The organism is Kitasatospora sp. NPDC097691 (genome assembly GCF_040302665.1).
Taxonomy (GTDB): domain Bacteria; phylum Actinomycetota; class Actinomycetes; order Streptomycetales; family Streptomycetaceae; genus Kitasatospora.
Map to the genome: position 1 here is coordinate 1 of NZ_JBEORY010000025.1, position 14,368 is coordinate 14,368.

Sequence of the window (14,368 nt, forward strand, 5' to 3'; positions counted from 1 at the left end):
GGCAGATTCTCCCCGAGGACGGCACCCGGCGGAGGAGGCGCGATGACGGACACCTTGGCACTCTCGGAGGAGGAGTGGCTCGCCCGGTTGGTGCGCGCCTACGTCGGGTGCAGCGTGCTGCTCACCGACGTGGCGGGCAGGGTCCTGCTGTTGAAGGCCGGTTACCGCGACCAGTGGCAGTTCCCCGGCGGTGGGATGGATCCGGGGGAGGGGCCCGCCGAGTGCGCGGCACGCGAGTTGCGGGAGGAGACGGGGCTCGCGGCGGGCGACCTGCGGCTGCTCGTGGTGGAGTGGCGCGACGCGATCCCCGAACAGGGCGAACACGCCCACCCCGCCGTGCAGTTCATGTTCGACGGCGGGGCGGTCGAGGTGGGCACGGCGGTCCGGTTGCAGGCCGAGGAGATCGCCGACCACGGCTGGTTCACCCCCGCGCAGGCGGCCGCCCTGCTGCAACCCGGTGCGGCGCGCCGGCTCACCGCGGCCCTGGAGGCCCGGCGGACCGGCGCCGCCGCGCTGCTGCACTCGGCGGGGTACGTGGGGTGACGAACGGTCAGAGCAGCGTGCTCCAGTAGTACCAGAACCGGTTGAGCACCAGCAGTGCGATCACCGCGGCCCACAGCACCGGCAGCGCCCAGTGGTAGCGGGCCGCCTCCCGCACGACCACCCGCAGCCGCGGGCCGACCGGGATCACGCCGGTGCGCAGGTTGTGCAGCGTGGTGTACCAGAACAGCACCACCACCGTCGCCCACACCACCATGCAGTACGGGCACAGCGCGCCGATGTCGTACAGCGCCTGGTCGACCAGCCAGTGCACGAACACCACGCCCAGCGCGGTGCCCGCGTGCAGGCCCAGCCAGAACCAGCGCCGGTACGCGGCACCGGCGAGCAGCCCCGCTCCGATCGCCGCCAGGGCGCCGAAGGCAGCCAGGCCGAGCAGCGGGTTCGGGAAGCCGAACACCTCCGCCTGCGCGGTGCGCATCACCGAGCCGCAGCTGATCACCGGATTGATGTTGCAGCTGGGGACGTAGGAGGGGTTCTCCAGGATGCGGAGCTTGTCGAAGGTCAGGACGGCCGAGGCCGCCAGACCGATCAGCCCGGCGAGGAACAGCAGGATCGCGTAGGCCCGGCCCGCCCCGACCGGGGCCCGGCCGGCGGCATCCGGAGCAGGAGGGGAGGGGTGCACGGTGGTAGCGGCGGACATGGCAGCACACTCCGGTGGCTGGCTGGGAGGAGCCGGCCCGGCCGGGACTTCGGCCGGGCCGGTGGTGCCGTGCGGTGGGGGCGGGGCCGGCCTACTGCAGGCCGGCGGCCTGCTTGACCTGGGCGGTGAACTGCTCCGGCGGGACCACGGCGTTGCCGGCGAACAGGGTCACCGGCTTGCCGTCCACCTTGACGGTCGGAGTGCCGGTCACCCCGCTGTCGTTGAACGCGTCTGCCACCTTCGCCGCCCACGGCGCGTAGGTCCGGTCGGTGACGGCCTTCACGAAGGCGTCCGTCTTCAGCCCGGGCACCTGGCCGGCCAGGTCCAGCAGGTGGTTGACGTCGCCGAAGCCGTCCTCGCGCTCGTCCGGCTGGTTGGCGTACAGCACGTCGTGGAACTGCTTGAACTTGTCCACGCCCTCGTTCAGCGCGGCGCCGGCGGCGGCCAGCGCGGTGCGCGAGCCCTTGCCGCCGAGGTTCTTGTCCAGGAAGGCCGCCAGGTGGAACTCCACCTTGATCCGGCCGTCCTCGGTGAGCTTCTTGACGGTCTCGCCGTTCGCCGCCTCGAAGTGCTTGCAGATCGGGCAGCGGAAGTCCTCGTAGACCTCCATGGTGTGCGGCGCGTCGGCCTTGCCGTAGGTGATCACCGTGCCGTCCGCGCCGCCGGCGTTGGCCGGGACGACCAGCGGGGCGGAGGTGGCGGCCGCGGCGGCCTTGTCGTCCTTCTTCGGGGCCGAGTCGATCGCGACCGCGGCACCGCCCGCGAGGGCGAGCACGGCGACCGCGGAGACGGTCACGACGATCCGCTGACGGCGCTTGGCGGCCTGCTGCTCGCGGCGCTGCGCCTCCTGGATCCGCTCACGGACACTGGTGCGGTTGGCCTGCTGCTTGCTGGGGTCCTGAGCCATGGGAAGTCAACTCCTGTACGCGGCGCGCGGGTGCGCGCGGGGAACCGCACCGGGTGCGGCGGGGTCGGGGGAACGCGGGAGTCGTGCGCACTGCCTGCGGGCGTACCGGGGCGGTCGTCCCGGCCGGGTACGGAAGGTGATCGGCGTACGGGGAGTGCCCGGTACGGAAGCGATCAGCAGGCAGGCGCGAAGGCCGGCGGGCCGCGCCGGGGTGCCGGGCTGAGCACCACGTCCTCGCGGCGCGGCCGCGCGTGGTCCGACACCGGCAGCGGCACCCGCAGCACCGGGCGCGCCGGGGCCGGGAGCAGCAGGACGAGCAGGGCACGCAGCGGCCGGGCCACCGACTGACGCAGCGCGCGCAGCGCCCGGGCCAGGCCCGACAGGGCCGAGTCACCCAGCCGCAGCCAGGCGGCGGCCGCCAGTGCGATCACCAGGTGCACCAACAGGAGCAGCAGTTGGGTCATGACCGGCGCCAACTGCCCGGCGTGGCCCAGCGGGCCCGACAGCAGCGACCCGTCCATCGAACCGCCGCCACAGACCAGCAGGTTCACCCCGTGAGCGGGGGACTGACCGGACAGCACCGGCCCGCAGCCGGTCTGGCCCAGGTTGAACGTGGTGTTGAGCAGCAGCTCGACCGGCACCATCACGGCGGAGATGTGCAGCATCCGCCGCTCCCCGCCGGCCAGCGCGGCCGCGACCAGGAAGACGACGGCGCACGCCGAGGCCACCAGCGAAAGCGGCAGCGGGCGGCCCGTGATGACCACCTGGCCCAACGCGGCCATCGGCACGGCGAGCGCGGTGAACACCGCGGCCCGCAGGGCCCTGGTCGCATGGGTCGAGGTCGTCACGCTCCGGAGTATGCCATGGCGCTCCCACCCGGCACGAGGGCGCATGGACTCTTGCGCTTCCTCCTGACACGCCCTCAACGGGACGCGGGGTCGACAGCAGCCGCGGCCGGACTAGCCTGGAATCGTTCCCGGCGACCCCGACGAGGGACGCACCCCGACGAGGGGATGAAGGCGCATGGCGAAACCCGAGAGCACGGTGGGGCAGGTGCTGCTGGCCCGCGTCGAGGCCCAGGCGGCCGTGCTGGCCGGACTGGACGACGCCGTGCGGGCCGACGAACCGGACGCGGTGCACCGGATGCGGGTCGCCTGCCGACGGCTGCGCAGCGCCCTGCGGACCTTCCGCCGGCTGTTCACCCCCGGCGCGACGGACGAGCTGGTCGCGGAGCTGCGCTGGCTGGGAGCCGCCCTCGGCGGCGCGCGCGACCTCGAGGTGCTGGCCGAACGGCTGGCCGCCCAGGCCCGCGAGCTGCCGGCCGCGTGCGGGCCGGAGCGGGTCGCCGCCGCGCTGGAGCAGTGGGGCGAGAGCGAGTACCCGCGGGTCCGTTCCGCGGTGGTCGCCGCCCTCGACAGCCCCCGCCGCCGCGCCCTCGGCGACGCCCTCGCCACCATCCTCGCCGACCCGCCGCTGCGCCGCCGCGCCGCCCGTCCCGCCCTGCCGGAGCTGTCCCGCATCGCCGCCCGTGAACAGGAACGCACCGCCGACCGCGTCCGGACGGCCCTGGCCGCGGCCGCCGAGGAACGCGACCACGCCCTCCACGAGGCCCGGAAGGCCGCCAAGCGTGCCCGGTACGCCGGTGAGGCCGCCGCCCCGGCGGCCGGCGCGCGGGCGGAGCGCTTCACGGCGCGGATGAAGGCCGTCCAGGAGGTCCTGGGCGAGCACCAGGACGCAGTGGTCGCCGCCGCCACCCTCGCGGCCCGGCCGGTGGCCGCCGCCGAGCCCTTCGGCTACGGCGCCCTGTACGGCCGGCAGCTGGCCGCCGAGGCGGCGGCCCGCGAGCGGCTGCCGGGGGTGTGGAAGCGGGCGGGCAAGCCGAAGCTGACGCGGTTCGGGTGACGGCCACGCGGCCGGCGCGATCCCGGGGCGGGGCCGGGCCGGGCTAGTGCGGGCCGAGCCCCGCCGAGCGGGCCGCGTCGCGCAGCAGGTCCCGGAGCATCGTGGTGGTCAGACGGCCGGTGTTCGTGTTGCGCGGGCTCACGTGGTAGCAGCCGTAGAGCCGCAACGGCGGGCCGCCGTCACGGGCGGGGAGGTCGACCCGGGCGGCGTGGCCGAAGACCGGCCGCGGGCGGGGGACCTGCCACCCGGCGTCCGCGATCACCGGGAACAGGGCCTGCCAGGCGAAGCCGCCGAGGGCGACCACGGTCCGTACGGTCGGGCGCAGCAGCTGCAGTTCGCGGGTGATCCAGGGGCGACAGGTGTCGCGTTCGGCGGTGCTCGGCTTGTTGTCCGGCGGGGCGCAGCGGACCGGGTCGGTGATCCGCACGCCGTACAGCTCCAGGCCGTCGCCGTGGCGGACGGAGTGCGGGCGGTTGGCGAGCCCGAGGTCGTGCAGGGCGGCGTAGAGCAGGTCGCCGGAGGGGTCGCCGGTGAAGATCCGCCCGGTGCGGTTGGCGCCGTGGGCGGCGGGGGCGAGACCGACCAGGACGAGCGGGGCGTCGGGCGGGCCGAAGCCGGGGATCGGGCGGGCCCAGTAGTCCCAGTCCCGGTAGGCGCGGCGCTTGGTACGGGCGGTCTCCTCGCGCCACGAGACCAGGCGCGGGCAGGCCCGGCAGTCGGTGACCACGCGGTCCAGCGCGGCGAGCCCGTCGGCGCGGGCGGCGGCCTCGGCGGGGTGGCGCGGGTCGCCGGGGTCGTCGGCGGGGGACGGCGGCGGGGCCGTGATCGGCATGGCCCCGATCCTAGGGCGGGCTGCGGGCTGCGGGCTCGGGCTCGGGTTCGGGCTGCGGGCTCGGGCTCGGGTTCGGGTTCGGGTTCGGGCTCGGGCTCGGGCTCGGGCTGCGGCCCCCCGACGCTGTCGGGGGTTTGCCCGGTTCCGTCCTGGTCCGTTCCGGTTCGATCAGGCCGTGGCCGGGCACACGTAGCGTGGAAGCAGTTGCTCCGGCGCCGCTGCCGGGCGGGTACGCGGTGGCCGGAGGCGCCGGTGTGCGCAGGCCGCGAGGAGGCCGCCATGATCGTCGATGCGGTGCTGGGGGCCCTCGGGGGGCTGGCCGCCCTGGGGACGATCTGGGCCGGCCTGAGCATCAGGGTGGTGCAGCAGTTCCAGAAGGGCGTGGTGTTCCGCTTCGGGAAGGTGCGCGACGAGGTGCGCGAACCCGGGCTGGTGGCGTTGATGCCGGTCGCCGACCGGCTGCGCCGGGTGAACGTGCAGATCGTGACGATGCCGATCCCCGCGCAGGAGGGCATCACCCGGGACAACGTGACCGTGCGGGTGGACGCGGTGGTCTACTTCCGGGTGGTGGACCCGGTGAAGGCGACGGTCAACGTGCAGGACTACAACTTCGCGATCTCCCAGGTCGCGCAGACCTCGCTGCGCTCGATCATCGGCAAGAGCGAGCTGGACGACCTGCTGGCCAACCGGGAACCGATCAACCAGGGGCTGGAGTTGATGATCGACAGCCCGGCGCTGGGCTGGGGCATCGAGATCGACCGGGTGGAGATCAAGGACGTCGCGCTGCCGGAGTCGATGAAGCGCTCGATCGCCCGCCAGGCCGAGGCCGAGCGGGAGCGGCGCGCGCGGATCATCACGGCGGACGGCGAGTACCAGGCCTCGGAGCGGCTGTCGGAGGCCGCGGCGGTGATGAGCGCCACCCCGACCGCGCTCCAACTGCGGCTGCTGCAGACCGTGGTGGAGGTGGCGGCGGAGAAGAACTCGACGCTCGTGCTGCCCTTCCCGGTGGAGCTGCTGCGCTTCCTGGACAGTGCCACCGAGGTGCAGCAGCGGAACCTGCTGACGGCTGCCGCGGCGGCCGCCGGGGCGAAGGCCGCGGAGGAGGCCGTGGAGAGCGGGGAGGTCTCCGAGGACGAACTCGACCAGGAGCCGTCCCGGCACGAACTCCCGCCGCTCGAAGAAGTGTTGGAGCACTCGCCGCTGGACGACCCGATCTCGCCGGACGGGCTGGCCGAGCACGGCGCCGGCCCGCCGGCGGAACCGGAGCGCTGAGTCGCGCCCGGTGGCGTCGGCCCTGTGCCCGGACCACGATGGACAGGGGGAGGAAGCCAGGTCAGGAGGCGGACCATGACCATAGCCAGCGACATCATGCACCCGGGCGCGGAGTGCATCCGCGAGAACGAGACGCTCGCGGCCGCCGCCCGGATCATGCGGGAACGGCACGTGGGCGCCCTGCCCATCTGCGGCCCGGGCGACAAGCTGCTGGGCATCGTGACCGACCGCGACATCGTGCTGCGCTGCGTCGCCGAGGGCCGTGACCCGGCGACGGTGACGGCGGGCGAGCTGGCGCAGGGGCGGCCCATGACGGTGGAGGCCGACGAGGACTGCGAGCAGGTGCTGCGCGTGATGGAGCAGTACCAGGTGCGCCGGCTGCCGGTGATCAACCACCCGGAGCACAAGCTGGTCGGCATGATCAGTGAGGCGGACATCGCGCGCGGGATGCCGCAGGCGCGGGTGGCCGAGTTCGTGTCGGCGGTCTGCGCGGAGGAGGCGCCGACGAAGGCCGCCCTGGGCTGACACCGCAGTATGCGCGACGCCGCCGTACGCACGCGGGCTGCGGCTCCCGCCCCCGCCGGGGTGGGGGCCGCAGCAGCGGTGGCCGGACCGGTGGCCGGGCGGGTCAGGCCGTCGGCGCCGGGGCGGAGCGGCCGTGGGCCTCCAGGGAGAGGTCCTCCCAGTCCGCCCAGGTCTTGAGCCGGTCGGTGTAGACCTGCCGGAGCATCGGGTTCCCCTGGGTGCCGAAGAACACCCGCAGCGGTGGGTTCTCGGCGTCGACGAGCCTGAGGAGTGCCTGGCCGGCGGCGGCCGGGTCGCCGACGTCGAGCGACTGCGCGTCGGCGGCGAAGGCCGCGCGCAGGCCGTCGTAGAGCGGGTCGGCGTCGGCGCGGACGGCGGAGGCGATCGCGTCGGTGGCGTAGCTGCCGGGCTCGACGACGGTCACCTTGACCCCGAACCCGGCGACCTCCCGGGCGAGCGCCTCGCTCAGGCCCTCCAGCGCCCACTTGGAGGCGCAGTACCCGCCGCCGAGCGGGAACGCGGCGACGCCGGCGACCGAGGAGACCTGGACGATGTGGCCGGAGCCCTGCCTGCGCAGGTGGGGCAGCGCGGCCTGGACGACCCGGAGCGGGCCGAACAGGTTGGTGTCCAGCTGGTCGCGCAGCTGACCCTCGGAGAGCTCCTCGACGGCGCCGGACAGGCCGTATCCGGCGTTGTTCACGATCACGTCGAGCCGGCCGAAATGGGCCTGGGCCTGCCGCACGCAGCGGTGGACGGCGGCCCGGTCGGTGACGTCCAGAGGGAGCGGGAGCACCGCGTCCCCGTGGGCGGCGACCAGGCCGGCGAGATCGTCGGTGTCGCGGGCGGTCGCGGCCACCCGGTCGCCGCGGGACAGTGCCGCCTCGACGAAGGCGCGGCCGAGGCCGCGGGACGATCCGGTGACGAACCAGACCTTGCTCATGTTCGTGCTCCACTTCCGATGACCTGATGTCGGCATCAAGACACCGGTGGGCACGCGGGTGTGACACCCGGGTGGGTGGTCAGCCCAGGGCGTAGACGGCGGTGGCGTGGGCGGCGGGTTCGTCGGCGCCCTCGGCGGTGAGGGTGATGTCGAGGAAGGCGATCCGGCGGCCGAGCTTGGTGATCCGGGCGTGCACCAGGACGTCCCGGTCGACGACCGCGCGCTGGAAACTGGTGGACTGCTGGACGGTGGTCATCGGGCCGAAGCCGCCGTTCGCGGCCGAGATCGCGACCACGCACGCGGTGTCGGCGGCGGCCATCAGTGCCTGGCCGGACAACCCGCCACCCTCGCGGGCGAGCCGGTCGGACCAGGGCAGTCGCAGGACGGCGTGGCGTTCGCCGGTCTCGGCGGTCGACAGGCCGAGGGCCAGCACCCAGGGGGCGAAGTGGTCGGCCAGGAGCTTGTCCGCCTCGGCGGTGGTGAGGGTCATCGCGCCAGTGTGACGGGGGTGCCGGCACGCTGTCAGGAGATCCGCGCGGTTGCCGGCGCGGTCGTCAGGAACTCGGCGCGGCCAGGGTGTCCAGGTGGCGGTGGAGCACCGCATGCAGCTCGTCCGGGCCGACCAGGTCGGGGTGCTGGACGGCCTGCAGGGTGAGGCCGTCCAGCAGCGCGGAGAGGCGGCGGGTCTCGACGTCGAGGTCCAGGTCCGGGGCGAGGCCGCCGGTGCGTTCGGCCTCGACCAGGACGCGTCGGACCAGGGCGTCCAGTCCGGCCTGCATCTCGGCGGCGCGGGGCCGCAGTTCGGGCCGGGTGCGGGCGGCGGTGACGAAGGAGAGCCAGAGCGCGGACTCCTCCCTGCGCCCGGCGTCCAGCGGGAGGATCTCGGCGAGCAGTCGGGCGGTCCGGTCCTGCCGGTCGGTGCCGGGGGCCCCGTCCGGGTCGAGCAGGGCCCGGGCGTGGACGCGGACGCGGGCGTCGATCCGGCGGCCCAGTTCCTGCATCGCGAAGATCATCAGCTCGGAGCCGCCCGCGAAGTAGTGCCGCACCGAGCCGATCGCCAGGCCCGCCTCGTCGGCCACGTTGCGCAGCGAGGCGTGTTCCAGGCCCTCCCGGGCGGCGACGCGCAGGACGGCGTCCGCGACGGCCTGACGGCGTTCCACGGGGTCGACGATCTTCGGCATGTTGCCGTTATAGCACGGGTGAGCTAAATTGCTGATTTAGCACGGTCGAGCTATAAAAATCGGGGAGTGGGACATGGGCAACCGGGTGCATGTGGCGCTGATCGCCGCCGTCGTCGTCGTGGTGGTGGTCCGCCGGCTGCGCGGTGAACCGCTCAATGCCCGCGATCTCTTCGCGCCGCCGGTGGTGCTCACCGGCCTCGGTGCATGGGCGCTGCTGCAGCGGCACGGCCTCGGCGCGGGTGACTACGCCTGGGTGGCGGCGGGCGCCGGGCTCGGCGTCGCCCTCGGGGCGGCCCGTGGCGCCACCGTCCGGGTCTACGAGCGGGAGGGGGTGCTGTGGCAGCGCTACACCGGCCGGACCTTCCTGGTGGCGGCGCTCTCGCTGGCGGTGATGACCGGCTTCGCCGCGCTCGCCGAGCGCGGCGGCCTCGCTCCGGATGCCCGGCCGGTGCAACTGTCGATCGGCGTCGGCTTCCTGGGGGAGGCGCTGGTGGTCGGCTACCGCGGGCTCTCCTCCGGGGTCCCGTTCGCGCCCGAGCGGCGGGCCTTCGGGATCCGGTGAGGTTCGAACCGGTGCGGTTGGGTTGGATTGAGTGGGTAACTTTGGTTGTCAGGAGCGGGAATGGTAACTAATGTTGTCGGCATGAGAATCGTGGAGATCACCCCGGAGGAGCAGGCGGAGCTGGCCAAGGCCCTGCTCGACGCGCTCGACCCCCTCGCCGCCGCCGTGCGCTCGCGCGCGACCGGCCTGCCCGAGGAGCGGATGTGGAACGCGGAGCCGGTCGAGGTCACGCTCTCTGTGCTGTCCGCCTGGAAGCTGGTGGACGTCGAGGTCAAGCGGCTCACCGCGCTCGCGGCCGCCACCGCCGGCTCCTACGGCGCCAGTTACGAGCAACTCGGGGCCGCCTGGGGCATCACCCGCCAGGGTGCCCGCAAGAAGTGGCCGGACGCGGTGGGACGGCCGGTGCCCCGGCCCGGATCGCTCGAACTGTTCGGCGGTGAAGCAGAGTTGGCCGAGGCCACGGACGGCTGGCGCTGGACGGCCACCGGCGCCGACGGTGCGGCGGGGGAGGCGGCCGCCGGCTACCCGACCCGGGAGGAGGCGGCGGCGCATGCCGGGGCCTTCCTCGCCGGGCATCCGGCCTCAGCCTGAGGGCCGTAGCCGCGTGGCGATCAGCTCCGCCAGGTGCAGGGCGCGGCGGCCGTCGGCGAGTTGGGCGATCTGGGTGCGGCAGCTGAAGCCGTCGGCCAGGACCACCGTGTCCGGCCCGGCGGCCCGGAGTTCGGGCAGCAGGACGCGCTCGGCGATCGCCTCGGACACCTCGAAGTGGCCCTTCTCGAAGCCGAAGTTGCCAGCCAGGCCGCAGCAGCCGGAGTCCAGCACCCGGTTGTCCAGGCCGAGTCGGGCCTCCACCCGGCGGTCGGCGGCGCTGCCGAGCACGGCGTGCTGGTGGCAGTGGGTCTGGGTGACGGCCTCCAGCGGGATCCGGGGGAGCGGGGCGTCGGGGGCGTACTCGTCGATGAACTCGGCGAAGGTGCGGATGCGTTCGGCGAGTGGTCGGCCGTCCGCGCCGAGGAGGCGGGGCAGGTCCTCGCGCAGGGTGGCGGTGCAGCTCGGCTCCAGGCCGACCACGGGGGTGTCGGCCGGGAGCCCGTCCGCTGCCAGCGTCCGCAGGCTGCGCCGCAACACCCGGCGTGCGGTGCCCAGTTGGCCGGTTGAGTGCCAGGTGAGGCCGCAGCAGACCGGGCCCGAGGGCAGCCGGACGTCGAAGCCCAGGTGCTCCAGCACCTCGACGGCCGAGCGCGGCACGTTCGGGTGCAGGTGCTCGGAGAAGGTGTCCGGCCACAGCAGCACCGGGCGGGCGCCCGCCGGTGCGGGGTGTGTGGCGCGGTGCCGCCGGTACCAGGCGGTGAAGGTCTCCGGCGGGAACACCGGCAGCACCCGGCGCGGGTCGATCCCGCCGAGCCGCTTGAGCAGCCCGCCGAACGGTGAGCGGGTCAGCGTGTTGGCGGCCCCGGGGGCGAGTGCGACGGCCCGCAGCCACAGCGGCAGCCGGCCCATCGAGTAGTGCGAGCGCGGGCGCGGCCGGTGCCGGTAGTGCTGGTACAGGAACTCGGTCTTGTAGGTCGCCATGTCGACGTGCACCGGGCAGTCGCTCGCGCAGCCCTTGCAGCTCAGGCAGAGGTCCAGCGCCTCCCGGACCTCCTCGGACCGCCAACCGTCGGGGATCGCCCCGTCGGCCCGGCGGCCGGGAGGTGCGCCCAGTCCGCGCAGCATCTCGGCGAGCAGCCGCGCCCGCCCCCGGGTGGAGTGCCGCTCCTCGCCGGTGGCCATGTAGCTCGGGCACATCACCCCGGTGGTCGGGTCCACGCACTTGGCGACGCCCACGCAGCGGTGCACCGCCCTGGCCAGGCTGCCGCCGTCCTGCTCGTACGGCAGGGCCAGCGGCAGCGGGCGGTGCGGCGCGGTGACGAAGCGCAGGTCGGCGTCGAGCGGGCGGGGGTCGACCAGGGCGCCCGGGTTGAGCAGGTTCTCCGGGTCCCAGATCCGCTTGAACTCGCCGAACAGGTCGATGACTTCGGGCGGGTACATGCGCGGCAGCAGCTCGGCGCGGGCCTGCCCGTCGCCGTGCTCGCCGGAGAGCGACCCGCCGTACGAGACCACCAGGTCCGCCGCCTGCTCCAGGAACTCCCGGAAGACCAGCACCCCGTAGGGCTCGTCCAGCGGGAAGTCGATCCGCAGGTGCACGCAGCCCTCGCCGAAGTGCCCGTACGGGACGCCGCGCAGGCTGTGCCGGCGCAGCAGGGCGCGCAGGTCCCGCAGGTAGTCGCCGAGCCGCTCGGGCGGGACGGCGGAGTCCTCCCAGCCCGGCCAGGCCTCCCCGCCGCCGGGCAGCCGGGTGACGATCCCGGCGCCGGCCTCCCGCACGGCCCACAGCCCGCGCTGCTCCGCGGGGTCGGTGACCAGGGCGACGGCGGCCGAGCGCTCGCGGCGCACCGCGTCGGCGAGCCGGCGGGCGGCCTGGTAGGCCTCCAGCGGGGTGGCGCCGCCGGTCTCCAGGAACAGCCAGCACTCGCCGGCGGGCAGCCGGTCCAGCGCGGGCGGGCGCGGGCCGGCCGCGAGCAGCGCGGCGATCAGGTCGGCCGCCATGCCCTCGGCGGTCAGCGGGCCGAACGGCAGCAGCGCGGGGATCGCGTCGGCGGCGGCGCCCTCGTCGGGGTAGCCGGCCACCACCAGGGCGCGGGCGGGCGGGTCCTCGACGAGGCGGACGGTGGCGCCGAGCAGCAGTGCGCAGGTGCCCTCGGTGCCGGTGAGCGCCCGGGCGAGGTCGTGACCGTGCTCGGGCAGCAGCGCGTCCAGCGGGTAGCCGGAGGTGCGGCGCGGCAGCTGCGGCATCCCCTGCCGGATGGTGGCGAGGTTGCGGTCGGTGAACTCCTGGAGCTGCCGGTGGAGTTCGCCGGGCCGCCCGGTCAGGGCACGCAGCGCCGCGCGCTCCCGGGCGCCGAGCCGCCCGCCGACGGTCAGCTCGGTGCCGTCGGCGAGCAGCAGCTCCAGCCGCTCCACGTTGTCGGCGGTGCGCCCCCAGACCAGCGAGTGCGAGCCGCAGGAGTCGTTGCCGATCATGCCGCCGATGGTGCAGCGGCTGTGCGTGGACGGGTCCGGGCCGAAGCGCAGCCCGTACGGCTTGGCGGCGCGCTGGAGGTCGTCCAGCACGGTGCCGGGCCGGACGCGCGCCGTGCGGGCCTGCGGGTCGATCTCCAGCACCTCGCCGAGGTGGCGGCGGAAGTCCAGCACCACCGCGCCCGGGCCGATCGCCTGCCCGCCGATGCTGGTCCCGGCCCCGCGCGCCACCACCGGTACGCGGTACTCGCGGCACAGCGCCAGGGTCGTGCGCACGTCGTCCGGGTCGGCCGGTTTGACCACGCCGAGCGGCAACTGCCGGTAGTTCGAGGCGTCGTGGCCGTAGACGGTCCGCTCGGCGGCACCGAAGCGGACCTCTCCGCGCAGCACGGCGGCCAGCTCACGGGCCAACCCGGCCCCGGGGGCTGCGGACGGACGGCTCACCAGGGACCTCCCGGGCGGTGCGGCGACACGGCTCCGCCGATGATCGCAGCCGGCGCGCCGCCCGGGTACCGGGCACGACGGGGGTACCGCCGACGGGGTGTCATGTGGCACCCTCGGCAGTCATGATCACCGGCTCCGAGGCCGACCCCGCAGCCGGTTCCCCGGCCGGTTCCGCGGCCGGTGGGCACGCCGACGAGCAGGCCAACGACCCGGCCGGCCCCGCCGCCTACCTCGCCGGCCTCCCGATCGGCGAGCCGCTGCCCTTCCCGGCGGACGGCACGCCGGCCCGGGAGATCCTCCCGTGGCTGATCGGGCGGCCGGAGGGGATGCCGCAGCTGCGGGGCTCCACCCTGCCGCTGTGGATGGACGTGCTGCCGCCGCTGCCCGCCGGGGTGACGGCCGAGCGTGCCCGCCGGGTCGCCGCCGCGATGGCCGCGGACGGCGGCACCGCACGGCTGAGGGGGGTCACTTGCGCCCGGTGAGCGTGCCCTTCGCGATGTGGGACAGCTTGGCGACCTCGAACGCCGGGTAGGCGCCGCCGGCCAGCAGCGAGAACTTGATCCCCTCGCGGCCGCCCGGCCGACGGTGGCCCGGCGGCTGGAAGCGGCGGTGGTGCTCGGCGGCCCGGTGGAAGAACTGCGGCCGCTCGGCCCGGGAGACGCAGCCGGCGAGGTCGAAGACGAAGAGGTAGTGCCGGATCATCCGGATGAACAGCGCCTCGCGCACCGCGTACAGGTGCGGCTGGTCCTCCAGGAGCGCGAAGCTGCGCTCGTACTGGTCGAACAGGTCGAAGACGCTGCTGCCGGGGCCGCCGGCCGGGTGGACGGTCTCCCGGCGACGCAGCTGGACGCACTCGCGCGCCAGCACGGCGGCCTTCTGCGCGCCGAGCAGGGCGGCGTGCACCACCGGGACCTCCTCGTAGCGGCCGTCCGGGAAGGCGAGCCCCAGCGCTTCCCAGTGGCCGCGGCGGATCAGCCGGTCCCAGGCCAGCGGCGGGGCGCCGAACAGCGCGGGCCGGTCGAAGGGGGCGAACACCTCGGGGCCGGCCTCGGCGAGCAGCGCCTCGGCCCCGCCCGGCCAGTCCCGGTCCTGGTGCCGGCGGGAGTGGCCGAACAGCAGGACGTCCACCGGACCGGTCTGCTTGAGCCGGTCGGCGAGCGCCTGGAGTGCGTCCCGGGGCAGCAGGTGGTCGGCGTCCAGGAACAGCAGGTACTCGCCCGATGCCCGCGCCGCCCCCGCGTTCCGGCTCACCCCGACCCCGACCGCCGCGTTCAGGTGCAGCGTCGACACCCGCGGATGCCGCGCCGCGTACGCGTCGGCGAGCCCGCCCGCGGTCTCGGGGGAGCGGTCGGCGACCACGATCACCTCGACGTCCGCCAGGGACTGCGCGAGCAGCGAGTCGAGGCAGTCGGCGAGCTGTTCGTGCGGGTCGTAGGCGGGGAGTACGACGCTGATCAAGGGTGAGGGCATGACGCCGGAGCGTAAGAGGGCGCGCGAACCGTGGCAAAGCCCTGACGGTCCGTAATTCCGAGCAATTCGCGG

Annotated in this window: 16 protein-coding genes; 7 read left to right on the forward strand and 9 right to left on the reverse strand. The window is 74.8% G+C overall.

Annotated features, from left to right (window positions below; genetic code table 11):
- Positions 1-42 precede the first annotated feature (42 nt).
- Positions 43-543 carry an NUDIX domain-containing protein gene (locus ABTY56_RS19190; protein WP_350630106.1) on the forward strand — a complete coding sequence of 167 codons (501 nt, stop codon included), beginning with the start codon at positions 43-45 and terminating at the stop codon, positions 541-543.
- Between the two features lie 7 nt (positions 544-550).
- On the opposite strand, the gene ABTY56_RS19195 is transcribed toward ABTY56_RS19190, so the two are convergent.
- From ABTY56_RS19195 to ABTY56_RS19205, 3 genes are all read right to left on the reverse strand, one after another.
- A complete protein-coding gene (locus ABTY56_RS19195; protein ID WP_350630107.1) occupies positions 551-1,201 on the reverse strand; it encodes a vitamin K epoxide reductase family protein in 651 nt (216 codons plus the stop codon).
- Positions 1,202-1,292: 91 nt separating this feature from the next.
- A complete protein-coding gene (locus tag ABTY56_RS19200) occupies positions 1,293-2,108 on the reverse strand; it encodes a DsbA family protein (RefSeq protein ID WP_350630108.1) in 816 nt (271 codons plus the stop codon).
- A gap of 173 nt (positions 2,109-2,281) precedes the next feature.
- The gene (locus ABTY56_RS19205) at positions 2,282-2,956 is read right to left on the reverse strand and encodes a hypothetical protein (RefSeq protein ID WP_350630109.1); all 675 of its coding nucleotides are present in this window, start codon (positions 2,954-2,956) and stop codon (positions 2,282-2,284) included.
- Positions 2,957-3,131: 175 nt separating this feature from the next.
- On the opposite strand from ABTY56_RS19205, the gene ABTY56_RS19210 reads away from it, so the two are divergent.
- Positions 3,132-4,010 (forward strand): CHAD domain-containing protein, encoded by an 879-nt coding sequence (locus ABTY56_RS19210; RefSeq protein WP_350630110.1) that lies wholly within the window; start codon positions 3,132-3,134, stop codon positions 4,008-4,010.
- 43 nt (positions 4,011-4,053) lie between these two features.
- On the opposite strand, the gene ABTY56_RS19215 is transcribed toward ABTY56_RS19210, so the two are convergent.
- The gene (locus tag ABTY56_RS19215) at positions 4,054-4,842 is read right to left on the reverse strand and encodes a uracil-DNA glycosylase (RefSeq protein ID WP_350630111.1); all 789 of its coding nucleotides are present in this window, start codon (positions 4,840-4,842) and stop codon (positions 4,054-4,056) included.
- A 279-nt stretch (positions 4,843-5,121) separates the two neighbouring features.
- Between ABTY56_RS19215 and ABTY56_RS19220 the strand changes: the two genes are divergently transcribed.
- Together ABTY56_RS19220 and ABTY56_RS19225 are read left to right on the forward strand one after the other, a co-directional pair.
- Positions 5,122-6,114, forward strand: a complete 993-nt coding sequence (locus ABTY56_RS19220) for a slipin family protein (RefSeq protein WP_350630112.1) — start codon at positions 5,122-5,124, stop codon at positions 6,112-6,114.
- Positions 6,115-6,189: 75 nt separating this feature from the next.
- Positions 6,190-6,639: a CBS domain-containing protein gene (locus ABTY56_RS19225; RefSeq protein WP_350630113.1), complete on the forward strand. Its 450-nt coding sequence runs from the start codon at positions 6,190-6,192 to the stop codon at positions 6,637-6,639.
- A gap of 103 nt (positions 6,640-6,742) precedes the next feature.
- On the opposite strand, the gene ABTY56_RS19230 is transcribed toward ABTY56_RS19225, so the two are convergent.
- From ABTY56_RS19230 to ABTY56_RS19240, 3 genes are all read right to left on the reverse strand, one after another.
- Entirely contained in the window at positions 6,743-7,579 is an 837-nt protein-coding gene (locus tag ABTY56_RS19230) for an SDR family NAD(P)-dependent oxidoreductase (RefSeq protein ID WP_350630114.1), read from the reverse strand.
- Positions 7,580-7,658: 79 nt separating this feature from the next.
- Complete coding sequence (locus ABTY56_RS19235; protein ID WP_350630115.1) at positions 7,659-8,069, reverse strand: PaaI family thioesterase; 411 nt, start codon at positions 8,067-8,069, stop codon at positions 7,659-7,661.
- A 64-nt stretch (positions 8,070-8,133) separates the two neighbouring features.
- Complete coding sequence (locus tag ABTY56_RS19240; RefSeq protein WP_350630116.1) at positions 8,134-8,760, reverse strand: TetR/AcrR family transcriptional regulator; 627 nt, start codon at positions 8,758-8,760, stop codon at positions 8,134-8,136.
- A 73-nt stretch (positions 8,761-8,833) separates the two neighbouring features.
- Here ABTY56_RS19240 and ABTY56_RS19245 point away from each other — a divergent pair, with 73 nt between their 5' ends.
- The gene (locus ABTY56_RS19245) at positions 8,834-9,322 is read left to right on the forward strand and encodes a DUF1453 domain-containing protein (RefSeq protein WP_350630117.1); all 489 of its coding nucleotides are present in this window, start codon (positions 8,834-8,836) and stop codon (positions 9,320-9,322) included.
- Between the two features lie 81 nt (positions 9,323-9,403).
- Positions 9,404-9,913, forward strand: a complete 510-nt coding sequence (locus ABTY56_RS19250; protein WP_350630118.1) for a hypothetical protein — start codon at positions 9,404-9,406, stop codon at positions 9,911-9,913.
- On the opposite strand, the gene ABTY56_RS19255 is transcribed toward ABTY56_RS19250, so the two are convergent.
- Positions 9,905-12,826 (reverse strand): FAD-binding and (Fe-S)-binding domain-containing protein, encoded by a 2,922-nt coding sequence (locus ABTY56_RS19255; RefSeq protein WP_350630119.1) that lies wholly within the window; start codon positions 12,824-12,826, stop codon positions 9,905-9,907. The genes ABTY56_RS19250 and ABTY56_RS19255 overlap by 9 nt on opposite strands.
- 122 nt (positions 12,827-12,948) lie before the next feature.
- On the opposite strand from ABTY56_RS19255, the gene ABTY56_RS19260 reads away from it, so the two are divergent.
- Entirely contained in the window at positions 12,949-13,308 is a 360-nt protein-coding gene (locus ABTY56_RS19260; protein ID WP_350630120.1) for a hypothetical protein, read from the forward strand.
- Here ABTY56_RS19260 and ABTY56_RS19265 read toward each other — a convergent pair.
- Positions 13,292-14,296 (reverse strand): glycosyltransferase family 2 protein, encoded by a 1,005-nt coding sequence (locus tag ABTY56_RS19265; RefSeq protein WP_350630121.1) that lies wholly within the window; start codon positions 14,294-14,296, stop codon positions 13,292-13,294. The genes ABTY56_RS19260 and ABTY56_RS19265 overlap by 17 nt on opposite strands.
- Between the last annotated feature and the right edge of the window lie 72 nt (positions 14,297-14,368).

What these genes read in the sequence shown, in the direction of transcription:
- ABTY56_RS19260 (WP_350630120.1), top strand. Translation starts at nt 12,949, where the DNA reads ATGATCACCGGCTCCGAGGCCGACCCCGCAGCCGGTTCCCCGGCCGGT.
- ABTY56_RS19190 (WP_350630106.1), top strand. Translation starts at nt 43, where the DNA reads ATGACGGACACCTTGGCACTCTCGGAGGAGGAGTGGCTCGCCCGGTTG.
- ABTY56_RS19195 (WP_350630107.1), bottom strand. Translation starts at nt 1,201, where the DNA reads ATGTCCGCCGCTACCACCGTGCACCCCTCCCCTCCTGCTCCGGATGCC.
- ABTY56_RS19215 (WP_350630111.1), bottom strand. Translation starts at nt 4,842, where the DNA reads ATGCCGATCACGGCCCCGCCGCCGTCCCCCGCCGACGACCCCGGCGAC.
- ABTY56_RS19225 (WP_350630113.1), top strand. Translation starts at nt 6,190, where the DNA reads ATGACCATAGCCAGCGACATCATGCACCCGGGCGCGGAGTGCATCCGC.
- ABTY56_RS19230 (WP_350630114.1), bottom strand. Translation starts at nt 7,579, where the DNA reads ATGAGCAAGGTCTGGTTCGTCACCGGATCGTCCCGCGGCCTCGGCCGC.
- ABTY56_RS19245 (WP_350630117.1), top strand. Translation starts at nt 8,834, where the DNA reads ATGGGCAACCGGGTGCATGTGGCGCTGATCGCCGCCGTCGTCGTCGTG.
- ABTY56_RS19240 (WP_350630116.1), bottom strand. Translation starts at nt 8,760, where the DNA reads ATGCCGAAGATCGTCGACCCCGTGGAACGCCGTCAGGCCGTCGCGGAC.
- ABTY56_RS19235 (WP_350630115.1), bottom strand. Translation starts at nt 8,069, where the DNA reads ATGACCCTCACCACCGCCGAGGCGGACAAGCTCCTGGCCGACCACTTC.
- ABTY56_RS19220 (WP_350630112.1), top strand. Translation starts at nt 5,122, where the DNA reads ATGATCGTCGATGCGGTGCTGGGGGCCCTCGGGGGGCTGGCCGCCCTG.
- ABTY56_RS19250 (WP_350630118.1), top strand. Translation starts at nt 9,404, where the DNA reads ATGAGAATCGTGGAGATCACCCCGGAGGAGCAGGCGGAGCTGGCCAAG.
- ABTY56_RS19210 (WP_350630110.1), top strand. Translation starts at nt 3,132, where the DNA reads ATGGCGAAACCCGAGAGCACGGTGGGGCAGGTGCTGCTGGCCCGCGTC.
- ABTY56_RS19265 (WP_350630121.1), bottom strand. Translation starts at nt 14,296, where the DNA reads ATGCCCTCACCCTTGATCAGCGTCGTACTCCCCGCCTACGACCCGCAC.
- ABTY56_RS19200 (WP_350630108.1), bottom strand. Translation starts at nt 2,108, where the DNA reads ATGGCTCAGGACCCCAGCAAGCAGCAGGCCAACCGCACCAGTGTCCGT.